Source organism: Trinickia fusca, from assembly GCF_003628145.1.
Taxonomy (GTDB): Bacteria; Pseudomonadota; Gammaproteobacteria; order Burkholderiales; family Burkholderiaceae; genus Trinickia; species Trinickia fusca.
The window spans coordinates 280,424-298,482 of record NZ_RBZV01000005.1 but is presented as its reverse complement, the minus strand read 5'-3'; the positions used below and the strand labels follow the sequence as shown (position 1 = coordinate 298,482).

Sequence of the window (18,059 nt, the reverse complement as noted above, 5' to 3'; positions counted from 1 at the left end):
GTTAACTCGTGGCCGATTACAGCCTGATTGGATCACGATCAGCTCTCCCGCTCAACAATAAACACCGCCTCACATCACTCCGAGACTGCGGCAAGCGATAGCGGCACCATGGCGGGAGACACCGAGGCAAGGAGATGCTCGCACGCACTCGGTTCGGGAACCCTTCTTGCCGTTTTTCTTCACACTATCTATAGGACGATCAGTAGAGAGTAAAGCTAAGGTGGTAGCGGCATGCCAAGGTGCTGGCGTTTCGATCGCGGCGATCGCCTTGCGTCATCAGCTCAACGCGAATCTACTTCGGCGCTGGGTAGAACAAGCCGAAGGCAAGGCACCGGGGCGCGCGGTGACTCGTCGGGCACAGAAAGTCGGCGCCCCCGGTATGAGTGGATGCCGTAGGTGGCTCGCGTCTCGAGATCAGGACACCCCGCCTGTCAAAGAAATGGCTGGGCGAGGGATCATGTTGGGTAGCAACGGCACACCTAAATCCTTTTATTTCATGGCGTTACCGTTCTTCGTGGCACACCCCGCAATGCCCCGATAGGCCCTTCGCCTTAAGGTTGGTTTAATTCTGGATCGCCAAGATGGCATCCATACCACCCCTGTTGAGCCGCCGGAGCATCGGCGGCATCTTTTTATCCCTCTCGCGCGGCCGCCGCGTATTCGATGCGGGGCCCGGAACGGAAACGGCCATGATCGAAGATACGGTCTTCAAGCACCTGCGCACGATGCTCAAGCGCGAGCATGCGTTGCCGGTCCAAAGCTGTCGCGTGTCGCAGCCCGTGCAGCGCCCATGGGGCCGCACCTACCGGCTCGTCGAGTGGACAACAGCAACCGATGCGCCTTCGCACCGCTGCGTCGTACCCGCCGAATTCACCGATACGGAAATCGCCCAGCTCGTCGCCACGCACGTGCCGGGGCGGGTGTACGCCGACTTGGCGCGCTAGTCAAACACAGCCGGGCGCGACGTTGAGTCAGGTTTGAGCTCGCCGCGTTGTCTGCTACGCTTGCGAGCCAACCACACCACGCTACTCATTATTCGATGGAAAACACGTTCAACGAGCGCGGCGTCACGATCACGCGCAACGGACTCAGTGCGGGCGGCCAAATTTTTTCGCTGCGCGAAATCCGCGGTCTGCGTACGGTGACGATTCAAAAGAACAAGGTCGTGCCCCTGTGCCTGTCGCTGGGCGGGCTCGCGCTGGCCATCACGGGCGGCGTCATGCGCTCCGGAGCGGCGCTCACGCTCGGTGTGATGCTCGTCGTCGTCGGCGGCCTCGCATGGCTCACGCAGGACGTCACGCACCGGCTCATGATCGGCACGCCCACGGGCGAGCGCGAAGCGATCTCGAGCACGGACCTCGATTTCGTCAAGCGCGTCGAGCAAGCCGTGCAGCGCGCCTGCGAAGCGAACTCCACCAGCTCCGCCGCGCTTTAACGAAAATTTAACTCGGCCACGGGGGCCTTTTTGCACGAGGTTTAGTTCGGCACAGCTACATTGAAAGCGTGCCAACAACCATGCCGGCACAACAGCCGGCATACCTCGCCATGCTAGCCCACCCTTCGCTCGATTTCCCCGTGCGCCGTATGATGCGCGTGGCTCGGGAACGCGTCGCCGAACCGCAACCGCGTATCGCGCTCGTCTCGGTCGACATCGCAGTACCGGCCACCGCGTCGAACGCCGCCCGGCGTGCCTTGCACGAAACGTTCGGCGCCGCGCTGCGTCTTTATGTCGTCACCACCGACAAATCGAGCGATAGCGTCACGTTCCGCATCGAAGTCACCGGGCATACGCTCGACGAAGTGCTGTCCGCCCTCACCCGCGCGCTGCCGGCGGCCACGCTTGGCCGCGCCGGCCGCGGCACGCCACCGAGCCTGCGCCTGACCTGAGTCACGTCGCGGCGCAGCCGGCGCCCAGAGGGCATAGCCAGCGTCTTCCCGCTATGCCCGTTTGATCACCCGCAGAACGAACAGCAGGATAACCGCGCCGATCACTGCCGTGATGATCGAACCGATCCAGCCGTGGCCCAGCGAGATGCCGAGCACACCGGACAACCAGCCGCCGATAAACGCGCCGACGATCCCGACAATGATGTCGACGATCAGGCCGAAGCCTCCGCCTTTGACGAGCAGACCGGCAAGCCAACCGGCGATGGCACCGATGATGAGCCATGCAATCAATCCGTGGGTCATGGGTTCTCCTTGTTTGGATAGGGTGTGGGTGTCGTTGTGCTCCCGCCGAGCTTCTTTTGCCTCGACGTCCAAAATCAGCTGACGGGCAATGCGCAGTGCTTCGTTGCGCGTGCAGCCTCACGCTACTCTACCCGCTCCCGGTTTTCGGATTGTTAATTTTTATTAACCCCCTCGGCCCGGCTCCGGAGTTCTCACGCGCTCCGTCATGAGCGTCGCGCGTAAGACGGCGAAATCGTTACTGCACATCGAGCGGCTTCACGCGCCAAATCTCGTTCGCATACTCGGCGATCGTGCGGTCGGACGAGAAGCGCCCCATGCCGGCCACGTTCTCGATGGCACTGGCCGTCCACGCGCGCGAGTCGCGAAAACGAGCATCGACGGCCTCCTGAGCCTGCGCATAGGCCGCGAAATCGGCGAGCACCATGTAATGGTCGCCCCAGTCGACGAGCGTATGAAAGATGTCGCTGAAGCGGTGGGGATTGCCATTCGAGAAATACCCGCCGCGAATCTGATCGAGTGCAAGCCGCAATGCTTCGTTCTCCTCGTAGATTCTGCGCGGCCGATAGCCCGACGCGCGCAGCTCGACGACTTCCTCGGCCATAAGCCCGAAGATGAACATGTTCTCCCGGCCCACCGCTTCGCAGATCTCGATGTTCGCTCCATCCATCGTGCCGATCGTCAGCGCACCGTTCAGCGCGAGCTTCATGTTGCCCGTGCCCGACGCCTCCGTACCGGCCATCGAAATCTGCTCCGACAAGTCGGCCGCTGGAATCATCAGCTCGGCGAGGCTTACGCCGTAGTTCGGCACGAACACGACCTTGAGACGATCGCCGACAAGCGGATCGTGATTGACCTTCTCGCCGACGTCGCCGATCAACCTGATGATCGTCTTGGCCAGCTTGTACGCCGAAGCCGCCTTGCCGGCGAAGACGACGACACGCGGCACCCAGTCATCTTCGGGATTCGCACGGATGCGGTTGTAGCGCACGATCACATGGAGCACGTTCAGCAGCTGCCGCTTGTATTCGTGGATACGCTTGACCTGTAGATCGAACAGCGCATCGGGATGCACCGTGCAGCCCATGTCGTGTAGCAAGCGCTGTGCAAGACGAATCTTGTTGCGTCGTTTGGCCGCGTGAAACTCGGCTGCGAACGCCGGATCGTCCTTGAGTTCACGCAGCTTGGTCAGTTCGAGCAGATCGGTACGCCAGTGCGTGCCGATACGCGCGTCGATCAACGACGATAGCGGCTGACTCGCCTGTGCAAGCCAGCGCCTCGGCGTGATGCCATTGGTCACATTGGTGAAGCGGTCGGGAAACAGCCGTGCGAAGTCGCTGAAGAACTCGCGCTCCATCAGCTGCGAATGCAGCTTCGAAACACCATTGACTTTCTGGCTCGCCACGATCGCCAGGTGCGCCATGCGTACACGCCGCTGCCCGTATTCGTCGATGAGCGAGACGCGGCGGATGACCTCGATGTCGTGTCCGACCTGCTCGCTGGCCTGCTTGAGGAAGTCCGCGTTGATGTCGAAGATGATCTCGAGGTGACGCGGCAGCAGGCGCGTGAGCAGGTCCACGTCCCACGTCTCGAGCGCTTCCGGCATCAATGTATGGTTCGTGTAGGAAAACACCTGCTGCACCATCTGCCACGCACGGTCCCACGGTACGTGGTGCACATCGACGAGCAGCCGCATCAGCTCGGGTATCGCCAGCACCGGATGCGTGTCGTTCAGATGAATCGCCACCTTCTCGGCGAAACGGCCGAACGTGCTGTGCGTGCGGTGATAGCGGCGAATCAGGTCCTGCATCGTCGCCGATACGAAGAAGTATTCCTGGCGAAGCCGCAGCTCACGGCCAGCCGGCGTCGAATCGTCGGGATAGAGCAGACGCGAGACGTTCTCCGAATGCTCCTTCGCCTCGACGGCCCGGCGATAGTCACCTTGATTGAACGCCGACAGATCGAGCTCCTCGGTCGCGCGCGCCGACCACAATCGCAGCGTGTTCGTGGCGCTCGTGCCATAACCGGGAATCACGGTGTCATATGCCATCGCATTGACGTGCTCGGTCTCGATCCATTCGACATGGCCGTCGCGCTGAATCGTTCGGCCACCGAAATGCACGACGTACTGCACTTCGGGCCGCGGAAACTCCCACGGGTTACCCGCACGCAGCCAATAGTCGGGTGTCTCGACCTGCTCGCCGTCGACGATCTGCTGCCGGAACATGCCGTATTCGTAGCGGATGCCGTAGCCGAAGCCCGGAATCGCGAGCGTCGCCATCGAATCGAGGAAGCATGCCGCCAGACGGCCCAGCCCCCCGTTACCGAGCGCCGCATCGGGCTCGAGCTCGGTCAACGCCCCCATGTCGACGCCGAGACTCGCGAGCGCCTCGTTCATCTGCTCGTAGATGCCGAGCGCGAGCAGCGCGTTCGTGAAGGTACGGCCGATCAGGAACTCCATCGATAGGTAATAGACGCGCTTGACGTCCTGCTCGTACTGCTGGCGCGTCGTCTTCATCCAGCGCGCGACGAGCCGGTCGCGCACTGCCAGGGCCGCGGCATGGAGCCAGTCCTGCGGCCGGGCCGTGACGGCGTCCTTGCCGACGCCGTACATCATACGGTTGGAGATGGAGCGCCGTAGCGCATCGGCGGTGCTGTTGAGTTGGTCGAATTCCAGATCGACGGCTGTCATCGAACCCTCCTGATCGGCGCTGCGGCACGCGCTTTGCGGACGAGGCGCGCCGTGCGCTTGCCGCGAGGAATAGGCAGATTACGCCTTTTCGCTGCGATGCGGCGATGCTCCGTTCGACAGGTGACCGATCGCGGAGATCCGTAGTCGCATCGCCGTGCGTCGCCGGGTACGCCCCGCCGCTCGCGCACGACCCGCCGAGCACTGAAGCTCGCAACATGCTCCGAACTAAGTTCACCCGGTTTCTTCTGCACTACGAATCGCTGGCGCTCGCCGCGAGTACCGGTCCGATAGACTTTTCGAGGCCCTCCCATGGGCTCCGTCCGGTTCAACAAGGAAACGAATAATGGAAAAGAAGCGCCTCGAATCGTTGGCGCGTGGGCATGGGCCCGCGCTTGCGCCCGCCGCTCAGACACGCCGATCGCCGCTGAGAGCCATCGCCTCGACGTTCGCGATCACCATCACCATCGCAAGTGCCACCGGCGCCTACGCGCAAAGCCCGCAGCCGGCCAACGTATTCGTCGACTTCACGGCGCCCGGCGTGGCGACCTCCGCGCTGTCGGTCGGGTCGACCGTTTCCACCTATGCCGATGGCGGCACGAACCTGATCAAAGGCGCTCAGCAGCCGACCTGGCAGCACTACGCAAACGACCTGGGCCCTATCGTCTGGCGCGTCCCGCTGTTCTATCACGGCGGCCAAGTCGGTTCGGCGGCTGGCGGCGTGCATGGCGGCAACGAAGGCGAAGCGTATATCCGCGCGATCAAGGGGATCGGCGGCACGCCGATGATCGCGGTCGGCGGCACCACCAACGACAACGATATTCAAGCCTCTGACGCTGCCGCGCTCGTGCACTACTTCAACGACAACGGCGGCCAGCACGGCGGCCCGATCGACGCGTACATCGTCGGCAACGAGCCCGACAACGGCTTCGGGCTCGATCCGTACTTGTACGGCGGCAACGGCAGCTCGGGCTTTCACGCAATCGTCACGGCCATGCGCGGCGCCACGTCGCGCCCGCTCACGATCGCCGGCCCGGCACTCAATGCCTGGGCCAGTTACAAGTACGCCGACTTCCAGAAGTTCTTCGCGGCGGCCAGCAGCGATGCCGATATCGTCGACTTCCACAAGTACGGCGACGGTCAACCGATCGACAACGTCAACCGCACGGGAGAGTACGAAGACGGCGTGAACTGGGTCTATCAGCAAGTCGCCAACACGTTTGGTTATCGCGCAGGCCAGGTCGCCGTGCAGGTCGGCGAATTCAACTACAACCCAAGTTACGGCGCCCAGTGGCGTGATGCGTTCTACACGTCGCGCAATGTCGTGCACACGGCATCCGTGATCGGCCATGTGCTGCGCGCAGGCGGACGCGCCTATCAGTACTCCGACAACAACGGACCGCTCGGGCTCATCACCGACGGCACGGGCCGAAACGATCAACCCACTGGCCAATTCGTGCGTATGCCGGCCTACTGGGGCATCAGCGCCTGGACGGGCGGCGCCTGGATGCGCCGTTATGGTGCTGTCATGGTGTCGGCGTCGACGAACCTGCCCGACTTCGAGGTGTTCGCGACCGACAGTGCAAAGAAGATCGTCCTCATCAACCGCTCGCCCGATACGGACCGCCATGCCGTGCTCGCGCTGACCGGCAAGCCGGACGGCACTTACTCGACGTGGCAATACGCACGCGGCATGGACCCGGCCGACTTCGCGGCGGGACCGCAGTTTCAGCCGCCCTCGCAGGGTGCGGCCAACGTGCCGTTCAGCGGCGGACACATCGAGGTCGATGTGCCGTGGATGAGCGTGGCGGTGTTGACCGTCGATTGACGGCATGCGTCGATCGACGGCACGCGTCAATTGACAGCGTGAAGTGCATGCGTGGTTCGCGGGAATCATCCCGCACCACGCTGCATGCGGTGGCGACATTCGCGCGAGCGCTTCCCGCATCCTAGTATGAAAGCGTCGACGGCGTCCTATGGAGTCCACCATGAACACGCACACGAATCTGCATACCGTCCTCGGCATGATCCACGCGCAGGAGCTGTTGACGATCTCGCTGATCCGCTCGCTACCGCCCGAGATGCGCCGCAAGCTCGCCGACGAATTCGACGCGCAGGTGACACTTTCCGAGCAATCGCAGATCTTCCCCGTCCACGAACGCGAGACGATCGAAGCGTTCAAGGCTCACATCAGGAAACTGTCGATCCTGCTCGCGTCGCTGTCGTAGTCGGATGCGTCAGAAGCGCGCGCCTCAACCGCCCGAGCGCGGCAGATAGGCTAGCGGATCGACCGGCGTGCCGGCCCGGCGGATTTCGAACTCGACGGTACTGCGTCCGTTCGCATCGGCCCCCATCTGCGCGATGACCTGCCCTTTCTTGACCGTGTCGCCTTCCTTGACGAACGCAGTGCCGTTGTGGGCATACGCCGTCACGAGCGTATCGGTGTGCTTGATGACGATCAGCGAGCGGTAGCGATCGATGGCATTACCCACGTAAATAACGACGCCGTCCGACGCGGCCTTGATCGACTCGTCGGCCCGTCCCGCGATGACGATGCCACGTCCCTCACCGGCTAACGCAACCGATTGCACGTCGCCATAGGCAGGCCACGCGAAGCGATTCGCGGCGTGCGGGCTGACGCTACCCGTTGCACCGGGCGGTACCACCCGCAAGACTTGTCCTGGCAACAGCGACGCCGTCGACGGCAAGCGATTCCATTCGGCGATGTCCTGCGGACGCTGACCGAACCCCGCCGCGACGCTCGCGAGCGTATCGCCGGGATTGACGCGGTAATAGCCGGCGCCCACGCCGCCGCGCTGTGTCGCCGTCGCCGCAGGGGCAGACCCGGGCCCGCCTTGCCACGGCGGGAGCGTGCAGCCGGCCATGAGCATAGCGCCCGTCAGCCCCAGCGCAACAGGAACCCGGATAGCGTCAAATCGCCGACGGGCGGTCATTGCTGTCATTCGCACATTGGACCTCATCGATGCAGGATTAATGCCCAGCATCGCACAACTTGCGGGATCAGCGCAAAACGAAACTGGCTCGCGCCTCCCTAGCGGGAAACCACGAGCCAGTTTCGATTAGTTCGAAGAACTGATTATTTTTCTCAATCTTTCGAATAGCTTTCGCTCACTGCTGTACTGCTCACTTGCTCAACGGCCGTAGTAAAGCGCATTCGTCTCGTCGACGTTCATCGGCTTAGGGGCATCGATACGTGTACCCGATTGAGCCGTACCAGCAGCCGCACCGCCATAGCCGCTCGTGTCGGCCGTCGCGAGCGCGTTGCCTTGCTGCGCATTGACGCGCTGTTGGGCAGCCTGGATGTCATTCGGGTAGTACGGATCGGCCGCCGCCGGGTTGTAGCCCGCCTGTTCGAGCTGGATCAGTTCGTTCTGAACCTGCGCGCGCGTCACGGGTCCGTTCGATTGAGCGAAAGACACGAGCGGAGCGGAGAGAACGGAAGCGGCGACGACTGCATAAACGAGCGATTTCATGAGTGACCTCCGGAACATGGTGGCTTCGCCACAAACACATGTTTGAAGCGATTGAGCAAAGTTTAGTCACTCCACCCCCTAGGGAAAACCACTAATTCGCAAAAATAGTGTTTAGCCTAAGGCAACAATCCCGCAATGCATTCGTAAGATTTTGCTAAAAACGGCGACAATGGCTGCCGCCGTCGGTTCCGTTTCCCACACTGCCCGAAGGCCTTATGCCCAGTCGGCGTGGAAGCTCCCCGGCCGGTCGATGCGTTCGAACGTATGGGCTCCGAAATAATCGCGCTGCGCCTGCACGAGGTTGGCGGGCAAGCGCTCCGAACGGTACGCATCGAAATAGGCAATGGCCGAGGCAAATGCCGGGACGGGCACGCCCGCGGTCACCGCCGCAACCACGACCTCGCGCAACGCGGCTTGATAGTGATGCGCAAGCTCGCTGAAATACGGATCGAGCAGCAGGTTCGCGAGTGCGGGCTCCTTCGCATAGGCATCCGTGATCTTCTGCAAGAAACGCGCGCGGATGATGCAGCCCGCGCGGAAGATCTTCGCGATCGCGCCGAAGTCGAGCTGCCAGCCGTACTCCTCAGAGGCCGCGCGCAACTGCGCGAAACCTTGCGCGTACGAAATGATCTTGCTCAAGTACAGCGCACGCCGCACCGCTTCGACGAACGCGGCACGATCGCCGGCGAACGGCTCGACCTGCGGACCCTTCAACACCTTGCTGGCCGCGACGCGCTGCGTCTTCAGCGACGACAGCACGCGCGCGAACACCGACTCGGTGATGAGCGGCAGCGGCACGCCCAGATCGAGCGCGTTCTGACTCGTCCACTTGCCCGTGCCCTTCTGTGCGGCGCGATCGAGAATCATGTCGACGAGGTCGTTGCCCGTCTCGTCGTCGCGCTTGCCGAAGATCTTCGACGTGATCTCGATCAGATAGCTGTCGAGCTCGCCGGCATTCCATTCGGTGTAGACCTTGCCGAGCGCCTCGTTCGTGAGGCCGGCCACTTGCTTGAGCACGGCATAGCTCTCGGCGATCAGTTGCATGTCACCGTATTCGATGCCGTTGTGGACCATCTTCACGAAGTGGCCGGCGCCGTCGGGGCCGATGTAGGTCACGCACGGCTCGCCGTCCGGTGCCTTCGCCGCGATTTCGGTGAGAATCGGCGCTACGAGCTCATACGCATCGCGCGGGCCACCCGGCATGATCGACGGCCCCTTCAGCGCGCCCTCCTCACCGCCCGACACGCCGGTACCGATGAAATGCAGGCCTGCCTTTGCGAGCTCCTGATTGCGGCGGATCGTGTCGGTGAAGTGCGTATTGCCGCCGTCGATGAGAATGTCGCCCGCGTCGAGCAGCGGCTTGACGGCCGCGATCGTCGCATCCGTGGCCTCACCCGCTTTGACCATCAGCAGAATGCGCCGCGGCTTCTCGAGCGAATCGACGAATTCCTGCAACGTATAGGCCGGCACGAGCCGGCGATCGGGACACTCGGCGAGCAACTCGTCCGTTTTCTCGCGGGTGCGGTTGTAGACGGCCACGGCGTGACCGCGGCTCTCGATGTTCAGCGCAAGGTTGCGGCCCATCACCGCGAGGCCGATTACACCGATGGCTGCTTTGCCCATTGTCGAATTCTCCAAGCAACAGTGCCGCGCCAGTGCTACGCGCGGCATGACGGATCACAATCCGTCAACGATAAGAAAAAGGTGTGGCGACGTGCGCCGCCAGTGCAGTCAACGCCTCGCCGCACGGCGCCTGAACCTTCAGCGCGAGCAGCGCATCGGCGCGCGTACGCCCCAGGTTCACGCAGGCAATCGGCAGCCCCGCTCGCTCGGCCCACACGCAAAAGCGGTATCCGGAATAGACCATCAGCGACGAACCGACGACGAGCATCGCATCGGCTGCCTCGAGCGCCTCGGTAGCCGCTTCGACACGGACACGCGGCACGTTTTCGCCGAAGAACACCACCGACGGCTTCAGCATGCCGCCGCAATGCGGACATGTCGGCACCCGGAACGCATCGAGCGCATGCCATTCGAGGTGCGCATCACCGTCGGCCGATGGTGCAGCCACCGCGTCGACGAGCGCAGGATTGTCGCGTGCGAGCATGTGCTGGATCGTCGTACGCGCATGCTCGGCGCCGCATGCAAGGCAGCCGACGCGGTCGATGCTGCCATGCAGCTCGATCACGTCCGCGCTACCGGCACGTTGATGCAGGCCGTCGACGTTCTGCGTGACGAGCCGCGCAATGCAACCTGTAGCCTCGAGTGCGGCAAGTGCCTGGTGCGCGGCGTTCGGCTCTGCATTTGAGAGCACCGGCCAGCCAACCATACTGCGTGCCCAATAGCGGCGCCGTGCCGCTTCCGAGCCCAAGAACGCCTGCAATTGAATTGGTTGCGCGCGCATCCAGTCGCCGTTCGTGTCGCGATAGCCCGGGATACCCGAGGCCGTGCTCACGCCGGCGCCGGTCAGCACGAACAGTCGCCGGTAACGGCTGACGAAATCGCATAGCGCGGTAATGCTGTCCGCTTGGGCGCCATCCGCGACGGCGGCGCAAGCAGCCGGCGACAGCGTGGGCGACTCGGGCGAAGCAGGCGATTCAGGCATGGTCTTCTGGCGAGCGGTTTCGATGCGGACCGCCGGCGCATCGTGCCGGCGACGACGCGCATTCTACGCCGATCAGCAGCGGTTCGTTCGTGTGTGCGGCGCCGCGGCGTGCCCAATACCGCGGCGCGCTTCGTTCGACAGCATCGTCTTGCACGGATCGCCGAGCGCGCGCTTCATCAGCTGAAGGGTTTGACGATCACGAGAATGGCAATCGCAATAGTGCTCGCGACAATCGCCGCCGGAGAGAGCCGGAGCATGCGAGGCGCTGGGCGGCTATTCTCGCGCCCCAATCGCCGCAGCATGCCCGACAGCATCCCATGCAACGCGGACAAAAAAATGACGAAACAGAGCTTGATGATGAGCCAAGGCGACCGGAACCAATCGCCCTTCAATGCCAGCGCGATCCCGAGCCCCCACACGAGCACCATGGCCGGCGATGTCACGCATCGATCCCAACGTCGCACGGCATCGAGCAGACCGGTTCGCGCTTGCCCATGCGCGATGTCTCCCAATTTCGAAAACGTCGCGACAGTCAACGCCAAGACCAACAGTCCGCCGAGCAACACGAGGACCGCGCCTACATGTAATGCTTTGAGCCAGAGATAAAGCATGTGCCGCCCCTCACGGTGATGTCGACAATGCGGCCTCGCGTCGCGCGAGCCTACGCTCGTTGACGAAAGCGCCGAATGGAATGAACGCGGCGATGACGAGTCCCGCCATTTCCGAACGAGACCAGCTTCCGTCGGAGACGGCTCTCATCAACATCCAAACGTAAAGCAAGAAGGCAAGCCCGTGGATCGGCCCCATGATGCGTGTCGCGATCGGCAGACCGGCCAAGTGTCTCAACGGCACAGCAACGAAGATCAACAGCAACAGCGTGCTTCCTTCCAGCAGCGAAACCCTTCGCATCGATCGCAGCCCAGCAAGCTCCTCGGCGCGCGCTTGCTGACTCATTACTCGACCTCCTTGAGGACCCTTTCGACCGACGCGAGCCGCGCTTCGATTTGCTCCACGATGGAGCGCAGGCCGGCGAGAACGCTCATCGTCTCTTCCTGCCCCTTCACGGCTGTTTCGACCAACGCGCGGTACGCGTCATCGCTTGCGTGCACCAGACGCGCATGGCGAGCGGCCGAGAAGTACTTCGTCGCGAATATGAAGACGCACGTGAGCAGCACGAGCACCGTAACGAGCAAAAAAATCGTCCCTTTATCAGCCATTGCCGTTTCCTTCAGGAGTCGGACTTGCTCGGCGAAGCAGCCAGCGTACGAGCTGCCTCGGCAATGACCGACGGGGTTAACTCAATCTGGAAAGGCACGACCTCGTAATAATTGAGCGCCTTGCCTTCTTCGGAAATTTCGAGCCGGCTCTTGACCAATCCGGCGTCCTCGAGCTTGCGCAGGTGAAGATGCATGAGCGGCCTGCTGATGCCGAGTTCGCGCGCCAACTGACTGACGTACGCACGCCCGTCGACGCTCAGCGCCGACACGATCCGCAAACGGTGCGGATTGGCCAGCGCAGAAATCATCTCCAGCAGTTGATCGCCAGTACTTGTCAACTTGACTCGCCTCCTCCAGTGAAGTCGATTCTATGCGCCGGGCGATAACCCGTCAATTTTTTCTTACGCATGAAATTAAAATTTTTCGACAGCTGATCCGCAGTGAGGAAAACGATGCCGCAGCGCTCGTCTGCTCGCTCGTGCCGCTCATCGCGTCGACGGCGACGATGGATTCGCAAGCACCGATGAATCGGCGCTTGCGAAAGTCGAATGCATTGCGTCAGCTCAAAGGAAGTTCTCACGCACCATGCTGTCGGGAGGGTGGCTTTCGCGCGCTAGCTCAATGCGTCGAGATGACGATCGCCGCGCGGCGGTTCTGCGCACGGCCGGCGGCCGTGTGGTTGTCACCTACCGGTTCGCTCTTGCCTTTCCCAATGGTCTCGACTTGCTCGGCAGCAAGGCCGGTGTCGACGAGTTCGATCGCCACGATCTCGGCACGGCGTTGGGATAACTCGAAGTCATAGGCGTCCGTGCCCTCCCCGTCGCTGTAGCCATAGACGCGCACGCTGGTGAGCCCCACCGACGTCAGCGTGTGGCCGATGCGCTCGACGATCCGGCGGGCTGGGGGCCGGAGGTTGTAGCGGTCGAAGTCGAACAGGATCGGTCCGGTCGAGCCGAACTCGAAACCCTGCTCGGTCTCCTGGAATCCCGCCGACTTGAGTGCCTTGACCTGCGTCTGCGTCAGACCGCGGTAAAGCGGCGGTGTGTTGCAGCCTCCCAGCAGCATGCACAGGAGCAGCGCTCTCCCGATGCCCATTCGCCAGATGTTTGCAGGAACCGAGTGTCCGTTCATCGCCTTCCTCTCGAGCGCGCCCGCTTTGCGCGCATTGTTTCGAATCCTTCCGGTGGCCCCGGCTGCTGGGCCGAGCCATCACGTCAAGCCGGTCCGGCAACCCCTTCGGCAACCTGCCATGAGCCCGGCCGCGCGCGCTTGGCCCGGTACATCGCGGCATCTGCAGCGCGCAGCAAGCCGCTCGCGTCTGACGCATGATCGGGATACAGCGCAACACCGATGCTCACCATGGTGGCCACCGTGCGGCCATCGGACAACACGATCGACGGCGTCATGCTGGACAGTATGTCCTCGGCGATCCAGGCGGCGCTGGACGCTGCGCGCATCGGCGCCAGCATCACGGCGAACTCGTCGCCGCCCAGGCGAGCCACCAGATCGGCCTCGCGCAACTCCGAGCGCAGCCGCGCCGCGATGCCGATCAACACCGCGTCGCCGGCTTCATGGCCGAGGCCGTCGTTGATCTCCTTGAAACGGTCACAGTCGAGATACAGGACGGCGACCCGCTGCCCCGTCACCGCGGCCTCGCCGAGGGCGCGCGTGAGGCGAGCCTCGAACTGCACACGATTGGGCAGGCCAGTGAGGGCGTCGTGGGTTGCCTTGTGTTCGAGCGACGCGTTTTCGTGCCGAAGGTGGTTTTGCCAGTCTTCGAATTCGTCGAGCAAGGCGTTGAAGTCGTCGCCGAGCTGGTTCAGTTCAGCGATTGCCACGGGCTCGACCCGTCGCTCGAACGCGCGCTCGCGCCGCACTGCGTGGGCGACGCCGGCCAGCGCGCGCAGCGGCGCGACGATGTTGCGCAGCACGCGCTTCGAGCTGATATAAGCGCCAAGCACACTGACGGCGAGGCACCCCAGGATGCCGCCGACGCCGCCGAGCAGGAAGCCGAAGAACTGGTGCCCCTGCCCCCGCACTTCGACGTAACCGACGACGATGCCGTCGTGCACCACGCGTACGGTCACAGGCCCAGGCAGCGCAACGTCGGCGACGCCCCGCTCGAGCCTGGCGATTGCACTGCCGGCGGGCAACTGCCATGCCGCGAATGGCCGGCCCCTGCTATCCGTGACGACGATCTCGGCCACGTCCTCTTCTTTGGCGATCAGCCCGATCGCCTCGGTCGCCGCGATGCGGTCGCCGAACACCAGCGCCGCCTCGACCGTATAGCCGAGCGAGCGGGCCAGCAGGTTCAGGTTGTTGCCGGCATAGGCACGCAATGCGATCACGGCGACCACGATCAACGACACCGCGGCCATTGCAACGGCGACGAACGCGAGACGCAGGTGCGCGCGGCGCAACACGTTTTGCAGCGTCGGGCGCGGTGTGCGCGGAGGGGAAACGGGGGGCGCGGGATGGGTCATGGCGTCACCGGCCGCCGCGCTAGATTGAGCACATTCGGATGAACCCGCACGCCGCTACGCTCCACGGCGTCGAGATTGATGTCGAACGTAACGCGTTCGCCATCGACATTGAGGCAGAACATGCTGCCCGCGGTGCAGGACGGGTCGTGTTCCGCGATAGTCAGGACCGGATGGCCGGCCACGGTGGCCCTGACCTGCTGTCGCTCATCGTCGCTCAGGTCGCCGAGATAGACGACTTCGCAGGCTGCGCCGAGGGCGGAATCATCAACGTGGACGCGCTGCACGTCGAGCGGCGTCGAGCCGACCTGCAGCGTGTCGACCAGGTCGTGCGCGTAGTCGGGGCGGCCCGTCACGCACAGGCGCAGGCGGGCGGGCGGCGTCGGCCAATGCGTGAAGCTGATGATGCCCAGCACGACCTGGCGCACGGCGGCGTCGCGTGGTGAAACGGCGGGTTCGGCGCGGCTCGGGGGGGTGACGGCGGGTGCTGTGTTGGCTGGAACAACTGCATTGGCGGGGGTGTCGGCGAGTGCAGCCGGTGCGATGCTCAGCGCACAAGCCACTGCGAGCAAGGCATGGCGAAGCGAGGCCGTCCAGTCAAACCGGCCGGATGTCGCCTGCGCGGCGATCGCCGCCGCGTCTCTTGGCGTCATTGCGGCCGCATGACAGGCAGGCGCCGCGTACAACCTCGCATGCATGATGAAAACACTCGTTGGCGGCGATCCAGGCACTGCATCCTGGCTCCCGCCATTCGCGGGCCGGCGCCGCATCACGCGCTCATCTTAGGCACAACGTCGCGCGATCAACTAGTGGGAAACACCCGCGAGCGTGTTGGAGAGAACGTAGAGCGGGTGTAATGAGCAGCTGTGTTGGTGACCTTGGCACTCACCGTCGAGCGGACTCGATTTTGTCAGTGGATATCAATGGTCGGTAGATACGAATGACATCGACCATCTGATCATTCGACGATGCCGGACCTCAGCCTGGTTATCAGCATAGCGGCCCCACCATCCGATATCGAAAGCCGGAATTGACCACATAGGTCTGTGTATTCCTCCACAGCCAACACCTATTTCCGTATCACGGAAAAGCATAAGGAAGGGAAAGTCGCGTCGGGCGCTAATGTATCTGGATGGTCAGCAGGCTGCCCCTGCTGACCAACGACACAACTCCGAGACTGCGCCAAGTCGTCAGAGCAAATGCTTTCCAATTAACCTCTTCATTAAACTCACCCGTTTAATATCGCCCTCTTCATTCCCAGGTTTTATCGCGCTCAACGCCACCTTCAGCTCCTCCAGGCTGAAGACCTTACTATCGACAAAGTGGAGACACAACATCAAGAAGGCTTCAACCGTTCCGCAACAAATATGTCCGTGAGGTAGGCCCACGGTACTTGCCCCCTCCCCAAAGTACTCGTCTGCCCGGGCATGGAGCGTCGAATGCAACGGCTCCGTATTCATCCAGTGGTCCTCCCAAACGTTCGTCGCATCCTTAAGCTCCTCTAACGCGCTGGCACTATACTTAGACAGCTTCCTCACGGCGCTCAGAAATCCTCTATCCACACCGGATCCGTCGAAATAGTTGATTTTGACTTCTGCTGCGGGCGATTCAGCATATATCGTCATGTAGAATTTTTCGTTCCGAAGAGCATAAACAAGCTTCATATATTCCTCGCATGTGGTTTGATTTTCACTATGCAACGCGACACGATCGCTCAGGGCGTAGTCGACGCGCACGTATTAAAATTAAATTTCCCGATTCTCCTCAGTGGGCCTGGCAACCGGGAAGGCGACGCACTACTTTTCAAAAATGAACTTGGCTGTTTCCTGGTATTCGGCCGGCGTTTGAGCAATCGGCCCGGCCCACACGCAATGTTCGAGATCGAATGGAACGCACTCCGAACGACCGTGCACCTTTCCGATCGGGATGGTGAAATATTTCTCCGGCTCGCCGGCCTTCGTTATGCTGAACGTCTCCTTTTCGTTGTGCATGGAAGCACGCACCTTTTTGATATCTCTCCACTTTACAAATGGAAGACTGAAGATCAGCACATATGGATTGTCGAGGTAACTTAACCCGATCTTTTCCTTTTTGCTATTTTTTCCGTCCCCAACCATGTCGGGAGCGCAAGTGGTGAGGTAAAAACCCTCAGGGTGCTGAACTTCAAATTTAGCCCACTTTTGTGGCTGGCTTATGCGGCATTCCCAGCGTTCAGTCGACTCTCTATTCAATTGATTTTTCGTGATCAAGGCCGCGGACTTTGCATCCGTGTAGTGATAGAAGAACATGATGTTTCCCTTTCCTTTTTCGTCAATTACCGCAATAGTGGGTGGCACCGCTGATCAAGCCGGCGTATTGGCTGCCGGCGTCCAATTCGCCGCCAAACTGCAGCAGCACTTCCTGCAAGTTGCCGGCTCGCCTTGCCGCCGTGGCACCGGCCACCGCAGGTAGTTCGGACTGTTGATCCAACATCGCGTATAAGCTCTCGAGCGAATCGCGCCGGTTTTCGACTGCTTGGCCCAGCGTCGACTGCAGCTTTCCCCAGAACTGCCCGCTCTCATTGAGAAACACGACGATCTTGCGGTGGTCGCCGATTCGCTCTTCGGCTTCCGCACGCATTCTGTTCATGGCCTCGCGCTGCCCCGCCAATTCGCGCTGCATCTGCTGCAGCTGCACGAGGCGTGACCGGTTGTCTTGCAGCGCCCGCGCGCGGTTGTCCAGCATCTCCCGCTTATCACGCAACGAATCGGCGGCGCGCCGCACGTTGCCGACGTCGTCATCGGCCAGCGTGCGGATGCCCAGATACAAGCCGTAGCCCGGGACCCACCAGTACGCTTCCATTTCCTTGATTTTTTGCTGGTGCTCGTCAAGCCGCTGTTGCAGTTGCCCGAGTTCCGCGTTCAGTGCTTCGACTTCCTGCTGGTTGATCTGCATCTGTGTACCGGCGCCGGCCATTTCGGCCTCGAGCTTGTCGATGTCCTGCGATAGGCGTTGCTCTTCCTGATAAAGGTCGCCGACTTCTTTCTCGAGCGACACGACCTTCGACATGCAGCGCTGCTGTTCTGCGTTGGCGTTGGCCTCATAGCCATCGAGCATCGACTTGAACTCCTGGGCGGTGCTGCTCACCGGTTGCAGTGCAGCCTGCGATCCGTCCAGATCGCCGGCTTTGAACAACTCCAGCGATTTGGCCACCTGTGTCACCGCGAAGTCGATCTTGCCGCGGTAGATGCCTTCGGCGTTCGCCGTGGTGACGCAGAGCAGCAGAATCAAGCTGCGCGCGCCGGTTCGAAAATAACGGGCGAGACGATTCATGACCGTTTCCTCAAAAAAGGTATGTGCGTATTGGAGAACGAGAAGGGAAGCCCCGGGCCTCACGCGATCGCAAAG

22 protein-coding genes are annotated in these 18,059 nt (G+C 62.1%); 6 read left to right on the top strand and 16 right to left on the bottom strand.

The features are described from left to right. Positions 1 to 166 precede the first annotated feature (166 nt). The 4 genes from D7S89_RS28380 to D7S89_RS15425 all read left to right on the top strand — a co-directional run bounded on the left by D7S89_RS28380 (position 167) and on the right by D7S89_RS15425 (position 1,887). Positions 167 to 541, top strand: a complete 375-nt coding sequence (locus D7S89_RS28380; RefSeq protein ID WP_281273136.1) for a transposase — start codon at positions 167 to 169, stop codon at positions 539 to 541. A 148-nt stretch (positions 542 to 689) separates the two neighbouring features. Next, positions 690 to 944: a DUF2866 domain-containing protein gene (locus D7S89_RS15435; protein WP_121278564.1), complete on the top strand. Its 255-nt coding sequence runs from the start codon at positions 690 to 692 to the stop codon at positions 942 to 944. A gap of 95 nt (positions 945 to 1,039) precedes the next feature. After that, positions 1,040 to 1,435 (top strand): DUF6232 family protein, encoded by a 396-nt coding sequence (locus D7S89_RS15430; protein ID WP_121278563.1) that lies wholly within the window; start codon positions 1,040 to 1,042, stop codon positions 1,433 to 1,435. 110 nt (positions 1,436 to 1,545) lie between these two features. Then, positions 1,546 to 1,887 (top strand): hypothetical protein, encoded by a 342-nt coding sequence (locus D7S89_RS15425; protein WP_147426668.1) that lies wholly within the window; start codon positions 1,546 to 1,548, stop codon positions 1,885 to 1,887. Positions 1,888 to 1,938: 51 nt separating this feature from the next. On the opposite strand, the gene D7S89_RS15420 is transcribed toward D7S89_RS15425, so the two are convergent. Further along, positions 1,939 to 2,190, bottom strand: a complete 252-nt coding sequence (locus D7S89_RS15420) for a GlsB/YeaQ/YmgE family stress response membrane protein (RefSeq protein WP_121278561.1) — start codon at positions 2,188 to 2,190, stop codon at positions 1,939 to 1,941. Between the two features lie 235 nt (positions 2,191 to 2,425). Further along, entirely contained in the window at positions 2,426 to 4,879 is a 2,454-nt protein-coding gene (locus D7S89_RS15415; protein WP_121278560.1) for a glycogen/starch/alpha-glucan phosphorylase, read from the bottom strand. A gap of 343 nt (positions 4,880 to 5,222) precedes the next feature. Between D7S89_RS15415 and D7S89_RS15410 the strand changes: the two genes are divergently transcribed. Together D7S89_RS15410 and D7S89_RS15405 are read left to right on the top strand one after the other, a co-directional pair. Further along, positions 5,223 to 6,704 (top strand): hypothetical protein, encoded by a 1,482-nt coding sequence (locus D7S89_RS15410; protein WP_121278559.1) that lies wholly within the window; start codon positions 5,223 to 5,225, stop codon positions 6,702 to 6,704. 160 nt (positions 6,705 to 6,864) lie between these two features. Next, the gene (locus tag D7S89_RS15405) at positions 6,865 to 7,104 is read left to right on the top strand and encodes a hypothetical protein (protein ID WP_121278616.1); all 240 of its coding nucleotides are present in this window, start codon (positions 6,865 to 6,867) and stop codon (positions 7,102 to 7,104) included. A gap of 24 nt (positions 7,105 to 7,128) precedes the next feature. On the opposite strand, the gene D7S89_RS15400 is transcribed toward D7S89_RS15405, so the two are convergent. The 14 genes from D7S89_RS15400 to D7S89_RS15335 form a co-directional block, all read right to left on the bottom strand. After that, the gene (locus D7S89_RS15400; RefSeq protein ID WP_245982936.1) at positions 7,129 to 7,761 is read right to left on the bottom strand and encodes a peptidoglycan DD-metalloendopeptidase family protein; all 633 of its coding nucleotides are present in this window, start codon (positions 7,759 to 7,761) and stop codon (positions 7,129 to 7,131) included. Positions 7,762 to 8,028: 267 nt separating this feature from the next. Then, the gene (locus tag D7S89_RS15395; RefSeq protein WP_121278558.1) at positions 8,029 to 8,370 is read right to left on the bottom strand and encodes a DUF4148 domain-containing protein; all 342 of its coding nucleotides are present in this window, start codon (positions 8,368 to 8,370) and stop codon (positions 8,029 to 8,031) included. 213 nt (positions 8,371 to 8,583) lie between these two features. Continuing rightward, positions 8,584 to 9,993: an NADP-dependent phosphogluconate dehydrogenase gene (gene gndA / locus D7S89_RS15390; protein ID WP_121278557.1), complete on the bottom strand. Its 1,410-nt coding sequence runs from the start codon at positions 9,991 to 9,993 to the stop codon at positions 8,584 to 8,586. A gap of 64 nt (positions 9,994 to 10,057) precedes the next feature. Next, the gene (locus D7S89_RS15385) at positions 10,058 to 10,975 is read right to left on the bottom strand and encodes an NAD-dependent protein deacetylase (RefSeq protein ID WP_121278556.1); all 918 of its coding nucleotides are present in this window, start codon (positions 10,973 to 10,975) and stop codon (positions 10,058 to 10,060) included. Between the two features lie 176 nt (positions 10,976 to 11,151). Continuing rightward, on the bottom strand, positions 11,152 to 11,586 hold the full coding sequence (locus tag D7S89_RS15380; protein ID WP_121278555.1) for a CopD family protein: 435 nt from the start codon (positions 11,584 to 11,586) through the stop codon (positions 11,152 to 11,154). A 10-nt stretch (positions 11,587 to 11,596) separates the two neighbouring features. Then, positions 11,597 to 11,929, bottom strand: a complete 333-nt coding sequence (locus D7S89_RS15375) for a DUF3817 domain-containing protein (protein ID WP_220702158.1) — start codon at positions 11,927 to 11,929, stop codon at positions 11,597 to 11,599. Further along, positions 11,929 to 12,192, bottom strand: coding sequence for a hypothetical protein (locus tag D7S89_RS15370; RefSeq protein ID WP_121278554.1), 264 nt, complete (start codon positions 12,190 to 12,192; stop codon positions 11,929 to 11,931). Before D7S89_RS15370 ends, D7S89_RS15375 begins: the two co-directional genes overlap by 1 nt. Before the next feature lie 11 nt (positions 12,193 to 12,203). Next, positions 12,204 to 12,530: an ArsR/SmtB family transcription factor gene (locus D7S89_RS15365; protein ID WP_245982934.1), complete on the bottom strand. Its 327-nt coding sequence runs from the start codon at positions 12,528 to 12,530 to the stop codon at positions 12,204 to 12,206. 280 nt (positions 12,531 to 12,810) lie between these two features. Beyond that, positions 12,811 to 13,323: an outer membrane lipoprotein YfiB gene (gene yfiB / locus D7S89_RS15360; RefSeq protein WP_121278553.1), complete on the bottom strand. Its 513-nt coding sequence runs from the start codon at positions 13,321 to 13,323 to the stop codon at positions 12,811 to 12,813. A gap of 83 nt (positions 13,324 to 13,406) precedes the next feature. Beyond that, entirely contained in the window at positions 13,407 to 14,675 is a 1,269-nt protein-coding gene (gene dgcN, locus D7S89_RS15355) for a diguanylate cyclase DgcN/YfiN (protein ID WP_121278552.1), read from the bottom strand. Then, positions 14,672 to 15,370 carry a regulatory sequestration protein YfiR gene (gene yfiR / locus D7S89_RS15350; RefSeq protein WP_121278551.1) on the bottom strand — a complete coding sequence of 233 codons (699 nt, stop codon included), beginning with the start codon at positions 15,368 to 15,370 and terminating at the stop codon, positions 14,672 to 14,674. The genes dgcN and yfiR overlap by 4 nt, the downstream gene beginning before the upstream one ends. Before the next feature lie 492 nt (positions 15,371 to 15,862). After that, positions 15,863 to 16,336 carry a hypothetical protein gene (locus D7S89_RS15345; RefSeq protein ID WP_121278550.1) on the bottom strand — a complete coding sequence of 158 codons (474 nt, stop codon included), beginning with the start codon at positions 16,334 to 16,336 and terminating at the stop codon, positions 15,863 to 15,865. A gap of 132 nt (positions 16,337 to 16,468) precedes the next feature. After that, positions 16,469 to 16,960 (bottom strand): hypothetical protein, encoded by a 492-nt coding sequence (locus D7S89_RS15340; protein ID WP_121278549.1) that lies wholly within the window; start codon positions 16,958 to 16,960, stop codon positions 16,469 to 16,471. Between the two features lie 22 nt (positions 16,961 to 16,982). Beyond that, positions 16,983 to 17,984, bottom strand: a complete 1,002-nt coding sequence (locus D7S89_RS15335) for a hypothetical protein (RefSeq protein WP_121278548.1) — start codon at positions 17,982 to 17,984, stop codon at positions 16,983 to 16,985. Positions 17,985 to 18,059: the final 75 nt, after the last annotated feature.